Below are 15438 nucleotides of genomic sequence, written 5' to 3' on the forward strand. Positions count from 1 at the left end.
GGACGGGCATGACCAGAAACTTACGACGAACCCTCGCCGCGGTAGCGGCGTTCGCGACACTGATCCCGGCGACGACGACGGCGGCCGCGGCCGCACCCCGAACGGCGGCCGCCCCACAGGCGGCGCAGCCGCAGAAGACCGCGGTCCTGGTGTTCCACGGCCCGGTGGCCGAGCAACAGGACCCGGTTTCTCGCGCGGTGGACACCATCAAACAGCTTGGTGCCGTTCATGACATCGATGTCACGGCCACCACGGACCCGGGTGCCTTCACCACGGCCGGGCTGTCCGCGTACCGCAGCGTGGTCTTCCTCTCCGCGACGGGCGCCGCGCTGAACCGCGACCAGGAGTCGGCGCTGCAGAGCTACGTCAAGGCCGGCGGCGGCTTCGTCGGCATCGCCGACGCCGCCCGCGCCCAGGTCGACTCCACCTGGTTCACCGGGCTGATCGGCACCCGCCCGGCCGGCGCCATCCCGGTGGCCGAGCCGGTGGCCCGGGTAACCGCCAGCGGCGAGAACCCGCCCAACGAGACCAAGGAGAAGCTGACCGACGGCGACGCCAACACGAAGTGGCTCGTCCGCACCCCGACCGCCTGGGTGGCGTACGAGTTGAGCGCACCGAAGCGGATCACCGGGTACGCGCTCACGTCGGCCAACGACTCCGCCGGCCGAGACCCGAAGGACTGGACCCTGCAGGGCTCCACCGACGGGCAGAGCTGGACCGACCTGGACCGCCGCACCGGGCAGACCTTCCCGGACCGGTTCCAGACCCGCCGGTTCGACATCGCCACGCCGCAGGAGTTCACGCGGTACCGGCTGAACGTCACCGCCAACAGCGGTGAGCCGCTGGTCCAGCTCGCCGACCTGCGCCTGTTCACCGGCAGCACCACCGCACCGGAGCCGCCCGCGGTGAACCGCGCAGTGGTGAACATCCTGGACCGCAAGCACCCGGCCACGGCGTCGCTGCCGATGACCCTCACCCGGTCCGACCGCTGGGAGAACTGGGACCCGAACCCGATCGGCACCGTGCACACTCTCGCCCAGGTCGAGGAACGGCACTACAACGCGGGGGCGGCCGCCAACGGCGCCTTCCACCCGGTGTCCTGGTGCCGCGACTACGACGGCGGCCGGTCGTTCTACACCGGCATGGGCCACACCGAGGGCAGCTACGGTGAGGAGGCGTTCCGCACCCACCTCGCCGGCGCCCTCAACTGGACCACCGGTCGCGTACGCGGCGACTGCCAGGCCACCATCGCGGCGAACTACAAGGTGGAGCGACTCACCGCCGCCAACCAGACCGGGCAGCTGGACCAGATCGGCGAGCCGCACGGGCTCACCATCGCGCCGGACGGCACTGTCTTCTACGTCGGCAAGGCGGCCTGCCCGAGCGGCCCGATCGCGGACTGGAACAACCCGAAGGTCGGCCTGGGCTGCGGCACCATCCACTCCTGGGACCCGCGTACCAAGCAGGTCAAGCTGCTCACCACCCTGGAGGTGATGGGCAACCGGGGCAGCGGCTCCGAGTTGGTCAAGAACGAGGAGGGCCTGCTCGGCATCGTGCCCGACCCCGCGTTCGCCGACAACGGGTGGCTCTACGTCTACTGGATGCCGCACGACTCGGTCGACCGGGTGAAGCGGGTCGGTCAGCGGACCGTCTCCCGGTTCACCTACGACAGTCAGGCGCAGACCATCGACCAGGCCACCCGCAAGGACCTGTTGCAGTTCCCCGTGCAGATCCACAGCTGCTGCCACGCGGGCGGCGGCATGGCGTTCGACGCCAAGGGCAACCTCTACGTCGGCTCCGGCGACAACAACTCCTCCGAGGGGTCGCAGGGCTACGCCGGCAACAACTGGACCCAGGAGTACCAGGGGATCTCGTTCCAGGACGCCCGCCGCACGTCAGGTAACACCAACGACCTCGCCGGCAAGATCATCCGGATTCACCCGGAGCCGGACGGCACGTACACCATCCCGGAGGGCAACCTGTTCCCACCGGGCACCGAGAAGACCCGGCCGGAGATCTACGTGATGGGCGTGCGCAACATCGCCCGCCTCCAGATCGACCCGGTGCACCAGTGGCTGACCGCCGGCTGGGTCGGCCCGGACGCCTCGTCGCCCAGCCCCACCCTGGGCCCGGCGAAGTACGAGACGGCCACCATCATCACCTCGGCCGGCAACCAGGGCTGGCCGTACTGCATGGGCAACCGGCAGCCGTACCGCGACCGCAGCACCACCGACGCGACAGTGCTGACCGGCTGGTACGACTGCGACAACCTGAAGAACGAATCGCCGCGTAACACCGGACTGGTGGACATCCCGGCGGCCCGGGACAACATGATCTGGTACTCGCCGGACGGCGGCGGCCCGGTGTTCCCGAAGCGGACCGACGGCAGCGGCCTCCCGACCTACGTGGCGGCCGACGCCACCTACACCCAGCCGTACCTGCGCGGCGGCGGGCAGGCCATCATGTCCGGCCCGACGTACCACCGCAGCCTCGTCGACACCAAGAGCGGCGTGGCCTGGCCGGAGCACTGGGACGGCAAGTGGTTCATCGGCGACCAGTCGAACGCCGCCAACCGGGTAGCGGTCACCGTCGACCCGGCCGGCGTGCCGCAGGCCGCCCCACCGGTGTACGCCGAGTCGCTGCGGGCCATCATCCCGGGTGGCAACGGTGACACCCGGTTGCAGAGCTGGATGGACGCGAAGTTCGGCCCGGACGGCGCGCTCTACCTGCTCGACTACGGCGGCGGGTTCTTCAGCCTGCACGCCAACCAGAAGCTGATCCGGGTCACCTACACCGGCGGGGCCCCCACCCCGGCGCCGACGGCGAACTCGGTCGCCGTGCAGAACAAGCCGCTGACCATCGCCTTCACCGGCTCCCGCTCCGGCGGCGTCAGCCACCGCTGGGAGTTCGGCGACGGCGCCACGTCGACCGAGGCGGACCCCCGGCACACGTACGCCACGGTCGGCACCTACACCGCGAAGCTCACCGTCACGTACGCCGACGGTCAGAAGGAGACGGTGCAGACCACTGTGACTGTGGGTTGCGCGGTGCCCGACGACAGGTCGACGGTGTGGCTCGGCGACACGGACACCGGGGTGCCCAGTCGTACGGTCGGGCAGGGCTGCACGGCCAACGACCTGATCGACGACGAGAGCACCTGGGCCGACCACAATGGTTTCGTCCGGCACGTGACCGCCGTGGCCCGCGCGTTGCAGGACGACGACCTGCTCAGCAGCCGCGAAGCGGGCACCCTCACCCGCCTGGCCGCCGCGTCGGAGATCGGCCGAGAGGGCCACACCGGGTACGAGCCGCTCTTCGACGGCACCGCCGAGTCGCTGCGCGGTTGGCAGCAGGCGCCGACGGGGTCGTTCGCGATCCAGCCGGACGGGTCGCTGCGGCCCAGCGGTGGTCTGGGGATGCTCTGGCATACCAAGGAGCTGGGCGACTTCTCGCTGAAGCTGCAGTTCCGGGACATCGCGCCGGGCACCGGCAGGGCCAACACCGGAGTGTTCATCCGGTTCCCGGACCTGCGAACTCCCCTCGACCAGCGACCACCGGGCAGCTGCGGCACGATCGGGTCGGCCCGCACCTCGACCGCCTGGATGGCGATCTACTGCGGACACGAGATCCAGATCTACGACGGTGAGACCGGTGAGCCGCAGAAGACCGGCTCGGTCTACAACTTCGACCCGGTGCCGCTGGCCCAGGCCGGCGTGACGCCGAAGAACGAGTGGAACGACTACGAGATCCGCGCCGTCGGGCAGCACTACACGATGATCCGCAACGGCGTGGTGATCAACGAGTTCGACAACACGCCCGGCAAGCAGTCCTCGCGTGCCGGCGACCCGCCGACCGACCTGCGGCAGTTCCTCCGCGGCTTCATCGGTCTGCAGAACCACGGTGACAACGACCTGGCCGAGTTCCGCAACGTCCGCGCGCGGGAACTCTAGGAGTGACGATGACCCGACGACTGACGGCCGCGCTGGCGGCGCTCCTGCTCACGGTGATCCCGTGGGCGGTGGCGCCCGCCTCCGCCGCCCCCCGTGCCGCGGATCAGGTGTTGACCTGGACCGCCGACGACAGCATCACCCGCTACAAGTCCGCGCCGACCACCGCGGTGGCCGGGGCGACCACGATCATCTGGGAGAACAGCGCGGCCACCGGCAACACCACCGGAATGCCGCACACCCTGACCTTCGACACCAGCACCGAGGGCTACAACCACGACGTCACAGTCAACATCCTGGCCAGCCCGTTCGACGCCAACGACGGTCGGCACCAGGCGACAGTGACGCTGACCCCGGGCCGGTACCGGTACTTCTGCTCGATCCCCGGCCACAGCTCCATGGTCGGTGAGCTGGTGGTCACCGAGGGCGGCGGTGGCGGCGACACCACCGCCCCGACCGTGACCGCCGCGGTGACGGGCGACCAGGACCAGGACGGCAACTACCTCGGCGCGGCCACGGTGACCGTCACGGCCACCGACGCCGGCTCGGGGGTCCAGACCGTCGAGTACCAGGTCGACGACACCAGCTACCAGCCGTACACCGAGCCGGTGCGGGTGACCGCGATCGGGGACCACGCGGTGCAGTTCCGCGCCACCGACCAGGCCGGCAACACCAGCGCCGTCGGCTCGGTGTCGTTCCGGATCGTCGAGCCGGGGGAGCAGGACACCACCGCGCCGGTGGTCGCGGCCGCACTGACCGGCGACCGCGACGGCGACGGCAACTACATCGGTACGGCCACCGCCACGCTGACCGCCACCGACAGCGGATCCGGTGTCGCCACCATCGAGTACGCGCTGGACGGGGCGGCCTTCACCGCGTACACGAACCCGATCGTGGTGAGCACGGCCGGGATGCACATGCTGCACTACCGGGCGACCGACACCGCCGGCAACACGTCGGCCGAGCAGATGTCCCACTTCACCGTCGTCGAGCCGCAGGCCGAGGACACCACGCCACCCACTGTCGCCGCCACGGTGGCCGGGGACCGGAACGACGACGGCGCGTACGTCGGCGGCGCGACCGTGACCGTCACGGCCACCGACGCCGAGTCGGGTGTGGCGACCATCGAGTACGCGCTCGACGCCGCAGGCTGGACGGCGTACGCGGCTCCGGTCGCCGTCCGCACGCCGGGCGCGCACACAGTGCGGTACCGGGCCACCGACACGGCGGGGAACTCCTCCACCGAGCAGTCCGCGACGTTCACGGTGGTGGCCGACGGCACCGACCGCTGCCCCGACTCGGACACCCGGGCCACCGTGATCATCGACGGCGGTGACACCGGGGTGGCCAACGTGGACACCGGCGACGGCTGCACCATCAACGATCTGATCGACGAACACGCCGACTACCCCGGCCACGCCGAATTCGTCAGGCACGTCGAAGCGGTCACCGCCGCGCTCGTGACCGGCGGCACGCTCGACAGGCGGCAGCAGGGCGCCATCGTCCGGGCCGCGGCCCGATCGGACGTCGGCGCATGAGTCCTCGAACCTCATCGACAGGGAGTACAACGATGCCCGGACGTACCGTCGCCAAGCTGGCCACCGTGAGCGCCGTCATCGCGGCCTCGGTGCTGGCCGTGGCGCCCACCGCACACGCCGACCTGGTCACCCACTGCATCGGCACCGGCGGCGCGGTGACCGTACCCAACGATCTGCTCGTGCCCGCCGGCGAGTCCTGCGCGCTGACCGGCACCACGATCACCGGCAACGTCACCGTCGCCGCCGGCGGCAACCTGGTGGTGACCGGTGGCCGGGTCAGCGGTGAGGTACGGGTCGCCGCCGACGGCTACCTCGACGCGACCGAGACGACAGTCGACGGCCAGGTGGTGCTCGCGGCCGGTGGGTACGGGATCTTCCTGAAGGACGCCCGCACCGGCACCGTGACCGTACGACCGAAGGGCACCACGACCATCGACAGCTTCCTGTTCGCCGAGGCGTCGACGGTCACCGGGCACGTCAACGTCAGTGCCGGTGAGGTCCGGCTCGACCGGGGCACCCAGGTGCAGCGCAATCTCAGCAGCACCGGCACCTACTACACCGACCTGCACGACTCGTTCGTCGACGGCACGCTGTCGGTGCTCAACAGCGCCACCGGCAGTGTGGTGTGTGGCAGTGCGGTCCAGGGCCGGGCCACCTTCGCCGGCAACCTGGGCGGTGTGCAACTCGGCCCGAACGGCGCCCTCGACAGCTGCCCCTCCGGCGGCTACTGGGGTGGGGACGTGAGCGTCACCAGCACCACTGGTGGCGTCACCGTCGACGACAACATCATCAACGGCCAGTTGACTGTCACGTCCAACGATCCGGCCGCCCAGGTGGCCGCGAACAACCGGATCCGGGGCGGCGTGACCGGTGACCAGGCGGCCGCGACCACCAACCGGTCGGCCCGGGTGGCCGCTCCGGACCGGGAGGACGCCGGCGACCAGCGGGCCGAGGTCCGTCGTACCTCGGCGGTGCAGGAGGCCACCGAGGCGGGCGCGGCCCGGCTCTAGCCGATCGACGCGACGGCGGCCGGTCACCCGTGGGGGTGACCGGCCGCCGCCGTCGTACCGGGTCGGCTAGAAGTTGCCTGCCGAGTTGCACTTCACGCCCTGGTCGAGGCAGTTGCGCACCCGTGCGGCGAGCGCCTCGTCCTTCCACGCGTTGAAGAAGTCCGCGTGCATGGAGAACGACGTGCCGGACGCGAGGGTGATGCCGTCCGTGTTCGCGCTCAACGGGTACGAGATCACGAAGGACACCGACGGGACGGGCACCGGGTGGCTCTTCGGGCACGCCCCGGTGTGGTCACCGTTGGCCATGTGCGCCTTGTGATCGGGGCTGTCGAGGTGCTTGCCGTCCCAGCAGTCCGGGAAGGTGATCTGCCGGACGATGTTCGCCGTCTTGGCGCAGACCGGGAAGGTCTTGTCGGCGCTGCGGCCGATCTCGCCGCCGATGCCGGCGCACCAGAAGTGGTTGCCCTGCTTGTCCGGGGTGTCGACCTGGTTCTTGGCGTTACCGGTGATCATTCGCAGGCCGAACGGGAAGGGCTGCGTCTTGCTCGGGTCCTTCAGTCGGGAACCGTAGTAGACGGTCACCTCCTTCGGGTCCACGACCTTGCCGTTCTGGTACATCGTCGGCACCCAGTAGGCGGACTGGTCGTCCGGCGAGTTGCAGGTGGTCGCCTTCGACGCCCGCAGGGATTCGGCTGTCGAGTTGGCGTCGGTCGACTTGTTGCCCCAGAACGTGTGGTTGTGCGATCCGCCCACCAGCTTGGGCAGCACGATCGGGTCGTCGCTGTTGTGGTGACTGGTCGTACAGCCGACGTTGAACTCGGGCACCTTGACCGGGTTGCCGGTCACCGGCTTGGGCTTGCGCGCGAAGAACGCCTTCGTCGCCGCGGCCTGCGCGGCGGCGTCGATGGTGATCCAGCCACCGGACGCGGTGGGCGGGGCGGCGCTGGTCGCCGGGGTCGCCGGTTTGCCCGGCGCGGACGGGGTGGCCGACGTGCCCGGGGCGCTCGGCGTGGCCGACGGGTCGCCGGGGGCGGTGGCCGTCGGCGCATCCGGGCCGGACGAGCCGATGCCGGTGTCGCTGGACGGGCCGGATGCACCGGGGGTGCCCGGCGCCTCCTTGCATCCGCCGGCGAGCGCCACGCTCACCAGCAGCAGGGCGGTGACGGAACGACGGTGTCGAGGGGTGGATCGGAGATTTATCAACGGGGGTGCACCTTTCTTCCGAGAACGAAGAATACGAGTTGACCCCCTGCTCGTTTCCAACTGAAACGATTAATTCTCCCTTAAATATCGCTCAGCGATTGCCTGGTCAGCTGCGCGGAGCCGCCACGATGTCGTCTCAATCTCAATTCTCTGTTTTTTCTCCAAAAACTGTAATCGACGGCTGCGGCGGCACTCCACATTCTTGAGTGGTTGGCTGAATGACACATTCCCGGGGCGAGACCGCTCGGCAGATCGACGTGGCGCGGCTCATCCCACCGGCGGAGGGTCACCGGCCGCGGGCTGTGGCAGGCTTGGGCGGTGCGGCACTTCGACCTGACCGGCCTCCTGGTGGTCATCGGCGTGCTCACCCTCGCGACTGTCCTCGGCTGGTGGTGGCGCCGACGCGACGGCCGGATCCACCCGGTCTCGGGCGACGACCGGCCCGGCGACGTCGACCCCGACTCGGTGCCGCTCGCCGCACTCGGGGTACGCCCCGGGCTGGTCACCCTCGTCCAGTTCTCGTCCGCGATCTGCGCCCCCTGCCGGGCCACCCGCCGCCTCCTGTCCGAGGTCGAGGGCCGCGTCGACGGGATCACGGTCATGGAGATCGACGCGGAACGGCACCTCGACGAGGTCCGTGCGCTCGCGATCTGGCGTTCGCCGACGGTGCTGGTGGTCGACGCCGAGGGTCGAATCGTCCAACGCGTCTCCGGGGTGCCGGGCCGCGACGAGCTGATGGCGGCGCTCCGCCCGCTGGTCGCCGGAGCCGCGCGATGACCGGCGCGGCGTTGACCAGCACCGTCCTGATCCGTAGGCGGACCGTGGACCACGGCCGGCTCTCGGCGAGCCTCTGTACGGCGCTTCACTGCGCCTGAGCCCTCTTCCGACTCCGCCGGGCCCCACCCACCCTCCTGCGCCCGGCGTCCTCGCCGAACGGAACTCCAGACATGCTGCTCGACCCTCGCGCGCCCCGGTTCGCCGCCGCCATCACCACGGCAGTCCTCGCCGTCGCCCTCGTCACCGGCTCGAACCTGCTGCTGATCGTCCAGGCGGCGATCTTCGCGGTGACCGCCGCCAACCCCCGTATCGGTCCGTACGGGATGCTCTACCGCACAGTCGTCGCGCCGCGGGTCGCGCCGCCCACCGAGCTCGAACCGGCGGCTCCGGTACGGTTCGCGCAGCTCGTCGGCCTGATCTTCGTGGTGGCAGCGGCGACCGGAAACCTGGCTGGTGTGCCGGCGCTCGGTCTCGCCGCGACAGGTGCGGCACTGGCCGCCGCGTTCCTCAACGCGGCGTTCGACCTCTGCCTCGGCTGCGTCGGATACCTTGCCCTGCGTCGGCTGGTGGGCCGACCGATGGCCGCCCGGGTGCCGGTCGGGCTGTCCTGATCCCTCCTTCGCGGCGTGATTCCCGGAAACAGCGCACGGTGCCGCAGGCGTGGAGAGAATTGCCGCCACGGAGCACACGGGAGCCGGGGGCGTTTGGATGAGGTTGCGAAGGCGAATGGCGCTCGTGGCGGTGGCCGTCGCGGCGACACCCCTGGTCCTCGGCGGGTGTACCGCCGAGCGGAAGCCCGCCGCGCGGCCCGTCGAGCGGGTGGTGCCTTCGCCGGAGTTGACCCTCACGCCCGCCGACCTGTCCCGGAACGTGCCACTCAGCGCCGAGGTCGTGCCGCTCGTCCGGGGCGGGAAGATCACCGCTGTGCGCCTCCTCGACGACAACGGCGCCCTGGTCAGGGCGGAGCCACGGGAGGACGGCTCGGCCTGGGTGCCGGCCGCTCCGTTGCGGCCGCAGCACACCTACACCGCGGCGGTGACCGCCACCGGCGACTCCGGGAGGACCACCACCCGCACCACCACCTTCACCACCGCGGCGACATCGACGAGGCCGCAGGTGACCAGCACGCTGTACTTCGCCGACAAGCAGACGTACGGCACGGCCATGCCGGTGACCGTCGGCTTCGACCCGCCCATCGCCAGGGCGGCCCGCGCCGACGTGCAGCGTCGGTTGTTCGTCACGACGAACCCGCCCCAGCCGGGTGCCTGGTCCTGGGTGGACGACGGCAGCCAGGTCTACTACCGGGCTCCCGACTTCTGGCGACCGGGCACGACAATCAGTGTCCGCGCCGGTCTGGAGGGCCTGCCGATCGGCAAGAGCCACATCGGTGACGCCGACCGCACCGCGACGTCCAGGATCGGACGGCAGGTGGCGCTCGAGGTCGACAACGCCACCAAGCAGATGCGTGTGCTGCGGGACGGCAAGCTGATCCGCAAGATCCCGGTCAGCCTCGGCAAGCGCAGCACCCCCACGTCCAGCGGCAAGATGGTGATCATGGAGAAGCACCAGCACACCACGTTCGACACGCGCGGCGAGCCGAACGGCGGCTACGTGGTGAACGTCCAGGACGCGCAACGGCTCACCTGGGGCGGCGAGTTCATCCACGGGGCGCCCTGGTCGGTGTCGGATCAGGGACACCGCAACGTCTCGCACGGCTGCACGAACATCTCGGCGGCCAACGCCGACTGGCTGATGGGCGTCACCCGGGTAGGCGACCTCGTCACCTTCACCGGCACCGAGGTCCGGCTCCAGCCGGGCAACGGCTGGACGGCCTGGAACACCAGTTGGGGCCAGTTCGTCAGGGGCAGCGCGCTGCCCGTACCCGCGGATCTCCGCCCGGCCCCGGCGTCGGCGCCGCCCGCCCGCGCGGTCGTCGGCGCCTCGCCGACGCCTGGTCCGTCCGTCTCCGGAGGCTGAACCACCGGGTGTCGGGCAAGCCCTCGCCGCTTGCCCGACGTCCCTACCCTCCGGGCCATGACGTACGAGCCGATAATGGTTCCCCAGCCGAGTCCCAACCGGACGCTTCGTACGGTCCTGATCGTCGTCGGCGCGTTGCTGACGGTGTGCTGCGTGGTTGGCGTCTGCGTCGGGTTCTGGCTCTACCGCGGTGTCAAGGACGCCGTCGAGCCGACCCGGGCGGCCGCGTCGGCGTACATCGACGATGTGCAGGCCGGCAACTACCCGAGCGCGTACGGGCGGCTGTGCGACCGGGTGCGCGACACCATGACGCAGGAGGACTTCGCCCGGGTCCAGGCCGCGCAGCTCAAAATCAGCAGCTACGAGATCACCGGTGTGAATGTCAACAACCACAACGGGCAGGTCACCGGGACCGTCACTGTCCAGATGGTCCAGGAGGCGACGGGCGCGACGTTCACGCAGGGGATGGCGCTCGTCAAGGAGGACGGCGAGTGGCGCGTCTGCCAGTGAGCCACCGAGCCGTCGCGGCGTAGAAGGCGCTCGGGTCGTCGGCCAGGGACGCGTGGGTACCGACCCGGTCTGCCGATGTGCCGTCCGCGGTGCCCGACCTACAGTGTGGGCATGATCGTGCGGACCGGATGGACGATGCCACACCCGCCCGACGTGTTGTGGCCGGCGCTCTGCGACTCGCGCCTCGAGTTGCAGCCGCGCTGCCCGGTGTTCTACCTGGGTACGCCGCGACCCACATCGTGTCGACTGCCGGACGGCCCCGGCGAGATCGGTGCCACCCGGCAGTGCGTCTCGGAACAGGGCGTGGTGCGACAGCGGATCACCGTGTGGGAGCCACCGAGCCGGCTGGCGTTCCACATGGAGTCGACGGACCTGCACTTCCACCGTTTCGTCGACCATCTCGGGGACCTGTTCGAGTTGTCCGAGGTGGACGGTCGCACGCGGGTCACCCGGACCACGACGGTGACGGTCCGTGGGTACGGCCGCGTCGCGTTGGAGCCGGCACTCTGGGTCGGGCTGAAATCGGTGCACCGCTTCGTGTTCCGCAACTGGCAGAAGATGACGCTGTCACCACCCGCCGCCGTCTGACACCGCGACGGTCGGTGGCAGCCCAGCAGGGCAGCGCTCGGCGTGTCGAACTGCTCAGCCGTCAACGACCAGGGAGTGGGCCAGCTCCGGGATGCCGTAGTGCTGGTCGAGGACCTGCATGGCGGCGCCCGCGGCGATCACGTCCGCGCCCAGGCTGGACAGGGCCACCCTCGTCCTGAGCCAGGTCGCGCGCCGTGCGTCCGCCTGGACGGCCTCGGTGACCGCCGCGAGATAGGTCTGCGGGTGCCGGAGGAGGTCCGCGCCCGCCAGCACCACGTGGGCGAGGTCGAGGGTCTGAAGCAGGTTGACGACGCCCACGGCCAGCACGCGGGCGGCGTGTGCGACGTCCCCGGCCTCGGCGGCGTGGTGGTGCACGATCTCCAGGCATCCGTGGCGGCCGCAGACGCAGAGGGGTCCGGTCAGGTCGACGACCGTGTGGCCGAACTCGCCCGCGTTGGTGTGCGCCCCCCGGTGGGCCGCGCCGCCCAGCCAGAAGCCCCCGCCGATGCCGGACTCGACCATGATGAGAGCCGCGTCGCCGAACGCGGCGCCGTGCCGCCAGGCCTCCGCCGTGATCCCCGCGGTGACGTCCTTGTCCAGGTGGACGGGGAGGCCGAGGTGCTTCTCGGCGATCTCGCGCAGCGGTACGTCGTGCCAGTGCCGCAGGCCGTGGGCGTCCCGGACCAGGCCGTTGGCGTGGTCGAGTGGGCCGATCATGCCGATGCCCAGCCCGGTGAGCCGGCCCCGCAGGTCGTCGATGCCGGCCATCGTGTCGATGCCAGCGCTCAGGGCGTCGAGGAGCTGCCCCGGGGTGAAGTCGCGGGCCAGCGGGCTGACCGCCGAGTGGTGCACGGTGCCGGCCAGGTCGACCAGGACCAGCCGCAGCGTGCGCCGGGCCACGTGGGCGCCGATCGCGTACCGGCTGTCCGGTACGAGTTCGTAGACGACAGCGGGCTTGCCGATGCCCGGACGCCGGACACCGGCGGGGCGGATCAGGCCGTCGGCGGTCAGCCGAGCGATGACCTTGGAGACCGCCTGTGGTGTCAGGCCGGTGGCCTCGACCACTGTCGCGCGCTCGAAGGTGCGGGCGGTACGCCCCACGGCCATGACCATCGCCTGGTTGTAGCCGCGCAGGAAGGTGACGTCGGCAGTGACGCGAGTCATCTCACCACCCTATTACGCAACGCTGTTGCTAAATTTTTTCGGTGATCGAGTTGAGTAGAGGGCGACGGCTGGCGGCGCTGGCCGCTCTGGCACTGGGTGGCGTCGCGGTCGGCCTGACCGAGTTCGTGGCGATGGGGCTGCTGCCCGACATCGCCCGCAATCTGCTCCCACAGGAGTACGCGCAGTCGTCCTCGGACGCGGTCGCCCGTGCCGGTTGGATGATCACCGCGTACGCGCTCGGCGTGGTCGTCGGCGCGCCGCTGATCGCCGCCTTGAGCGCCCGCCTGCCCCGCAAGAAGCTCGTCCTCGGGCTGCTCGTGCTGTTCGCCGTCGGCACCGTCGCATCCGCGATCGCCCCCACCTTCGAGCTGGTGCTGGTGGCCCGGTTCGTGGCGGCGCTGCCGCATGGCGCGTACTTCGGTGCGGCCGGTCTGCTCGCGGCGACCCTGATGGGCCCCGGTAACGAGGCCCGTGGCTTCGCCACAGTGCTCGGCGGTCTGACCGTGAGCAACCTGGTCGGCGTACCCCTCATCACGCGGCTCGGGCAGGCGGTTGACTGGCGTGTCGCGTACCTGGTCATCGCCGGCTTCTTCCTGCTCACCCTGTTGGCGGTGCTGGCGGTCGTTCCGGAGGTCGCCGCAGCCGTCGACGGCTCGCCGGCCGCCGAGTTGCGGTCCCTGCGGACCTCGCAGGTCTGGCTGGTCGCCGCGACCGGCGCTGTCGGTTTCGCCGGGTTCTTCGCGGTGAACACCTACATCGCGCCGGTCACCACCGATGTCACCGGCCTCGCCGCCGCGACGGTGCCGTGGGCGTTGGTCGCGGTGGGTCTCGGGATGACGGTCGGCAACGCCCTGGGCGGCTGGCTGGCGGACCGTGACCTGCAGCGGAGCATGGTCATCGGCTTCGTGGCGATGATCGTGAGCATCGCCGTGTTCAGCCTCGTGGCGTCGACTCACGTCGGCCTGTTCGTGGGCGCGTTCCTGGTCGGAGCGACAAGCCTCTATCTCGGTCCGGTCCTGCAGGCGCGTCTGATCACCGTCGCCCCGGGAGCGCAGCTGATGGGCGCGGCGATCAACCAGTCGGCCATGAACATCGCGAACAGTCTGGGCGCCGCCCTGGGCAGCGTCGCCATCGCCGCTGGACTCGGTTACCTCGCGCCGGCCCGGGTGGGCGTCGTCCTGGCGGTCGTCGGGTTGATCCTGGGCCTGGTCAGCTTCGCCGTCGGACGACGAGTGCGCGAGCGGGTCCCGGCCACCGTCTGACCGCTGTCCCGGCCACCGTCTGGACCTGAGGTGGCCGGGCCGCCCGCGAGAGACGCGGTCAGAAGTCGTCCACGCTGACCGTCACCCGGTCGGTGCTCGATCTCCAGTTGGGCACGTTGATCACCTCGTAGCCGCCGCCCCGTTGGCCCACGGTGATCCGTACCAGGCCGAGCCGCGCTGGTGTGGCCGGGATGAAGACGTCCATGCCGGTGATGAAGGTCTGGCTGAAGAACTCCGGCAACGGGGTCGTCAGGTCCGTGACGCCGTCGCTGCCGTCGTCGAAGGCGAAGATGCCGATCGTCCTCTTGGCGCGCGGTGTGTTCGCCGCGTTCAGGACGTCCCTGCCGTTGATCCACAGGTGGTCGCCGGCGTCACCCTGGTCGCCCCACCACTCCTTCTGCCGTTGGATCGTGAGCGCCGTGTGCCTGTCACTGGTGTCGACCAGGCCGCTGAGGCCCTCGCCCGGCACGCTGGTCGCGAGGCGTACGAAGGAGTCCGAGCGGAGAAACGGCTGGACGTAGAAGTGGTGCGTCGCGGCGCCCGGACGCACGATGGCGAACTCGTAGCGGGCCGTGGCGAGCACCGCGATGGGGCCGAACGAGCCGTCGCCGCCCAGCGACAGCCGGTGCGCGGGCCGGTGGGACAGTCGGCCGCCGGTCAGCGGGTTGACCGGGTAGACCTCGAGAGTCGCACCGGTGACGCCGACGTTGCTCGGGAAGAGCACGGCGCGGCCAGAGACCTGGGCGGTGCCGAAGAGTTGGGGCACGATCCGCGTCGTGTGGGGCGCGCGGCCCTGGAGGAAACCGAAGATCTCGGCGAACGACTCCGCCGATGACACGGTCTGGGTGTGCGACTGGTCCGGCAGGTGCACGTTCGTCGCGCCGGCGATGGCGCGAGCCGGATCGCCCTCGCCCCAGATGGCGAGAGTGGGCACCGCGCCCGGCGGGGTGGCTGCGGTGCGCCCGTCCAGGTTGACGTAGTGCGCGACCCGGGCGGCCCGCTCCGGCGAGCTGCTGAGATAGCCCTGCGTGACGAAGGTGCCCAGCGAGTGCGCGACGAGGTCGACCCGGTCCGCGCCGGTGGCCGCCAGCAGGCGGGAGATCCGCGCGTCGAGCCCGGCGTGCACCTGAGGCAGGATCGCCGCGATGTTCGGGGAGTCGTACTCGTGGGCTTCGATGATGTCGATCGGGTACCCGTTGCTGGCCAACCGCTTGGCCTGGGTCTCGAACTGCGCCGCCGATCCCGCACTGCCGTGCACGAAGATGACTGGACGGTACGTCGATGTGGCGGCGGCTTCGGCGGCGTGTGGAACGGCGACGGCGGACAGGCTGGCCGCGAGCGCGACCCCGGCCAGCGCGGAGAGCAGCCTTCGGCGAGATGTGTGCATCGATCCTCCACCTTGACGGACGAAGTATTTGCACTACTAGCGCAAGTATCGTGTCAGGGTGCGGCGCGATGGTCC

12 protein-coding genes are annotated in these 15438 nt (G+C 70.5%); 9 read left to right on the forward strand and 3 right to left on the reverse strand.

Annotated elements, in window-relative coordinates:
- Nucleotides 1-8 precede the first annotated feature (8 nt).
- The 3 genes from ACQP0U_RS12610 to ACQP0U_RS12620 are packed head-to-tail and all read left to right on the forward strand — an operon-like array spanning nucleotide 9 to nucleotide 6495.
- Nucleotides 9-3950, forward strand: a complete 3942-nt coding sequence (locus ACQP0U_RS12610; RefSeq protein WP_433318610.1) for a ThuA domain-containing protein — start codon at nucleotides 9-11, stop codon at nucleotides 3948-3950.
- A gap of 8 nt (nucleotides 3951-3958) precedes the next feature.
- Entirely contained in the window at nucleotides 3959-5485 is a 1527-nt protein-coding gene (locus tag ACQP0U_RS12615) for a cupredoxin domain-containing protein (RefSeq protein ID WP_433318613.1), read from the forward strand.
- A 32-nt stretch (nucleotides 5486-5517) separates the two neighbouring features.
- Nucleotides 5518-6495 (forward strand): hypothetical protein, encoded by a 978-nt coding sequence (locus ACQP0U_RS12620; protein WP_433318616.1) that lies wholly within the window; start codon nucleotides 5518-5520, stop codon nucleotides 6493-6495.
- 66 nt (nucleotides 6496-6561) lie between these two features.
- Here ACQP0U_RS12620 and ACQP0U_RS12625 read toward each other — a convergent pair whose 3' ends face one another.
- Nucleotides 6562-7698 (reverse strand): DUF1996 domain-containing protein, encoded by a 1137-nt coding sequence (locus tag ACQP0U_RS12625; RefSeq protein WP_433318618.1) that lies wholly within the window; start codon nucleotides 7696-7698, stop codon nucleotides 6562-6564.
- A 318-nt stretch (nucleotides 7699-8016) separates the two neighbouring features.
- Here ACQP0U_RS12625 and ACQP0U_RS12630 point away from each other — a divergent pair, with 318 nt between their 5' ends.
- The 5 genes from ACQP0U_RS12630 (at nucleotide 8017) to ACQP0U_RS12650 (ending at nucleotide 11550) form a co-directional block, all read left to right on the forward strand.
- Nucleotides 8017-8475 (forward strand): TlpA family protein disulfide reductase, encoded by a 459-nt coding sequence (locus ACQP0U_RS12630; RefSeq protein ID WP_433318621.1) that lies wholly within the window; start codon nucleotides 8017-8019, stop codon nucleotides 8473-8475.
- A gap of 170 nt (nucleotides 8476-8645) precedes the next feature.
- Complete coding sequence (locus tag ACQP0U_RS12635; protein ID WP_433318623.1) at nucleotides 8646-9086, forward strand: DUF4395 domain-containing protein; 441 nt, start codon at nucleotides 8646-8648, stop codon at nucleotides 9084-9086.
- 115 nt (nucleotides 9087-9201) lie between these two features.
- Nucleotides 9202-10452: an Ig-like domain-containing protein gene (locus tag ACQP0U_RS12640; RefSeq protein WP_433318626.1), complete on the forward strand. Its 1251-nt coding sequence runs from the start codon at nucleotides 9202-9204 to the stop codon at nucleotides 10450-10452.
- Nucleotides 10453-10509: 57 nt separating this feature from the next.
- Nucleotides 10510-10962, forward strand: a complete 453-nt coding sequence (locus ACQP0U_RS12645; protein ID WP_433318629.1) for an Rv0361 family membrane protein — start codon at nucleotides 10510-10512, stop codon at nucleotides 10960-10962.
- Between the two features lie 111 nt (nucleotides 10963-11073).
- A complete protein-coding gene (locus tag ACQP0U_RS12650) occupies nucleotides 11074-11550 on the forward strand; it encodes a hypothetical protein (protein ID WP_433318632.1) in 477 nt (158 codons plus the stop codon).
- A gap of 54 nt (nucleotides 11551-11604) precedes the next feature.
- Here ACQP0U_RS12650 and ACQP0U_RS12655 read toward each other — a convergent pair whose 3' ends face one another.
- Nucleotides 11605-12714 (reverse strand): ROK family protein, encoded by a 1110-nt coding sequence (locus ACQP0U_RS12655; RefSeq protein ID WP_433318634.1) that lies wholly within the window; start codon nucleotides 12712-12714, stop codon nucleotides 11605-11607.
- Nucleotides 12715-12755: 41 nt separating this feature from the next.
- Between ACQP0U_RS12655 and ACQP0U_RS12660 the strand changes: the two genes are divergently transcribed.
- Nucleotides 12756-13976, forward strand: a complete 1221-nt coding sequence (locus ACQP0U_RS12660; RefSeq protein WP_433318637.1) for an MFS transporter — start codon at nucleotides 12756-12758, stop codon at nucleotides 13974-13976.
- A 58-nt stretch (nucleotides 13977-14034) separates the two neighbouring features.
- Here ACQP0U_RS12660 and ACQP0U_RS12665 read toward each other — a convergent pair whose 3' ends face one another.
- The gene (locus ACQP0U_RS12665; protein ID WP_433318640.1) at nucleotides 14035-15363 is read right to left on the reverse strand and encodes an alpha/beta fold hydrolase; all 1329 of its coding nucleotides are present in this window, start codon (nucleotides 15361-15363) and stop codon (nucleotides 14035-14037) included.
- Nucleotides 15364-15438: the final 75 nt, after the last annotated feature.

The sequence above is a fragment of the Micromonospora sp. CA-269861 genome, assembly GCF_050948505.1.
In the GTDB taxonomy this organism is placed as follows: domain Bacteria; phylum Actinomycetota; class Actinomycetes; order Mycobacteriales; family Micromonosporaceae; genus Micromonospora.

Bases quoted from the DNA above. Each gene is read 5' to 3' on its own strand.
- ACQP0U_RS12620 (WP_433318616.1), top strand. From the start codon at position 5,518: ATGCCCGGACGTACCGTCGCCAAGCTGGCCACCGTGAGCGCCGTCATC.
- ACQP0U_RS12640 (WP_433318626.1), top strand. From the start codon at position 9,202: ATGGCGCTCGTGGCGGTGGCCGTCGCGGCGACACCCCTGGTCCTCGGC.
- ACQP0U_RS12645 (WP_433318629.1), top strand. From the start codon at position 10,510: ATGACGTACGAGCCGATAATGGTTCCCCAGCCGAGTCCCAACCGGACG.
- ACQP0U_RS12635 (WP_433318623.1), top strand. From the start codon at position 8,646: ATGCTGCTCGACCCTCGCGCGCCCCGGTTCGCCGCCGCCATCACCACG.
- ACQP0U_RS12655 (WP_433318634.1), bottom strand. From the start codon at position 12,714: ATGACTCGCGTCACTGCCGACGTCACCTTCCTGCGCGGCTACAACCAG.
- ACQP0U_RS12610 (WP_433318610.1), top strand. From the start codon at position 9: ATGACCAGAAACTTACGACGAACCCTCGCCGCGGTAGCGGCGTTCGCG.
- ACQP0U_RS12650 (WP_433318632.1), top strand. From the start codon at position 11,074: ATGATCGTGCGGACCGGATGGACGATGCCACACCCGCCCGACGTGTTG.
- ACQP0U_RS12665 (WP_433318640.1), bottom strand. From the start codon at position 15,363: ATGCACACATCTCGCCGAAGGCTGCTCTCCGCGCTGGCCGGGGTCGCG.
- ACQP0U_RS12615 (WP_433318613.1), top strand. From the start codon at position 3,959: ATGACCCGACGACTGACGGCCGCGCTGGCGGCGCTCCTGCTCACGGTG.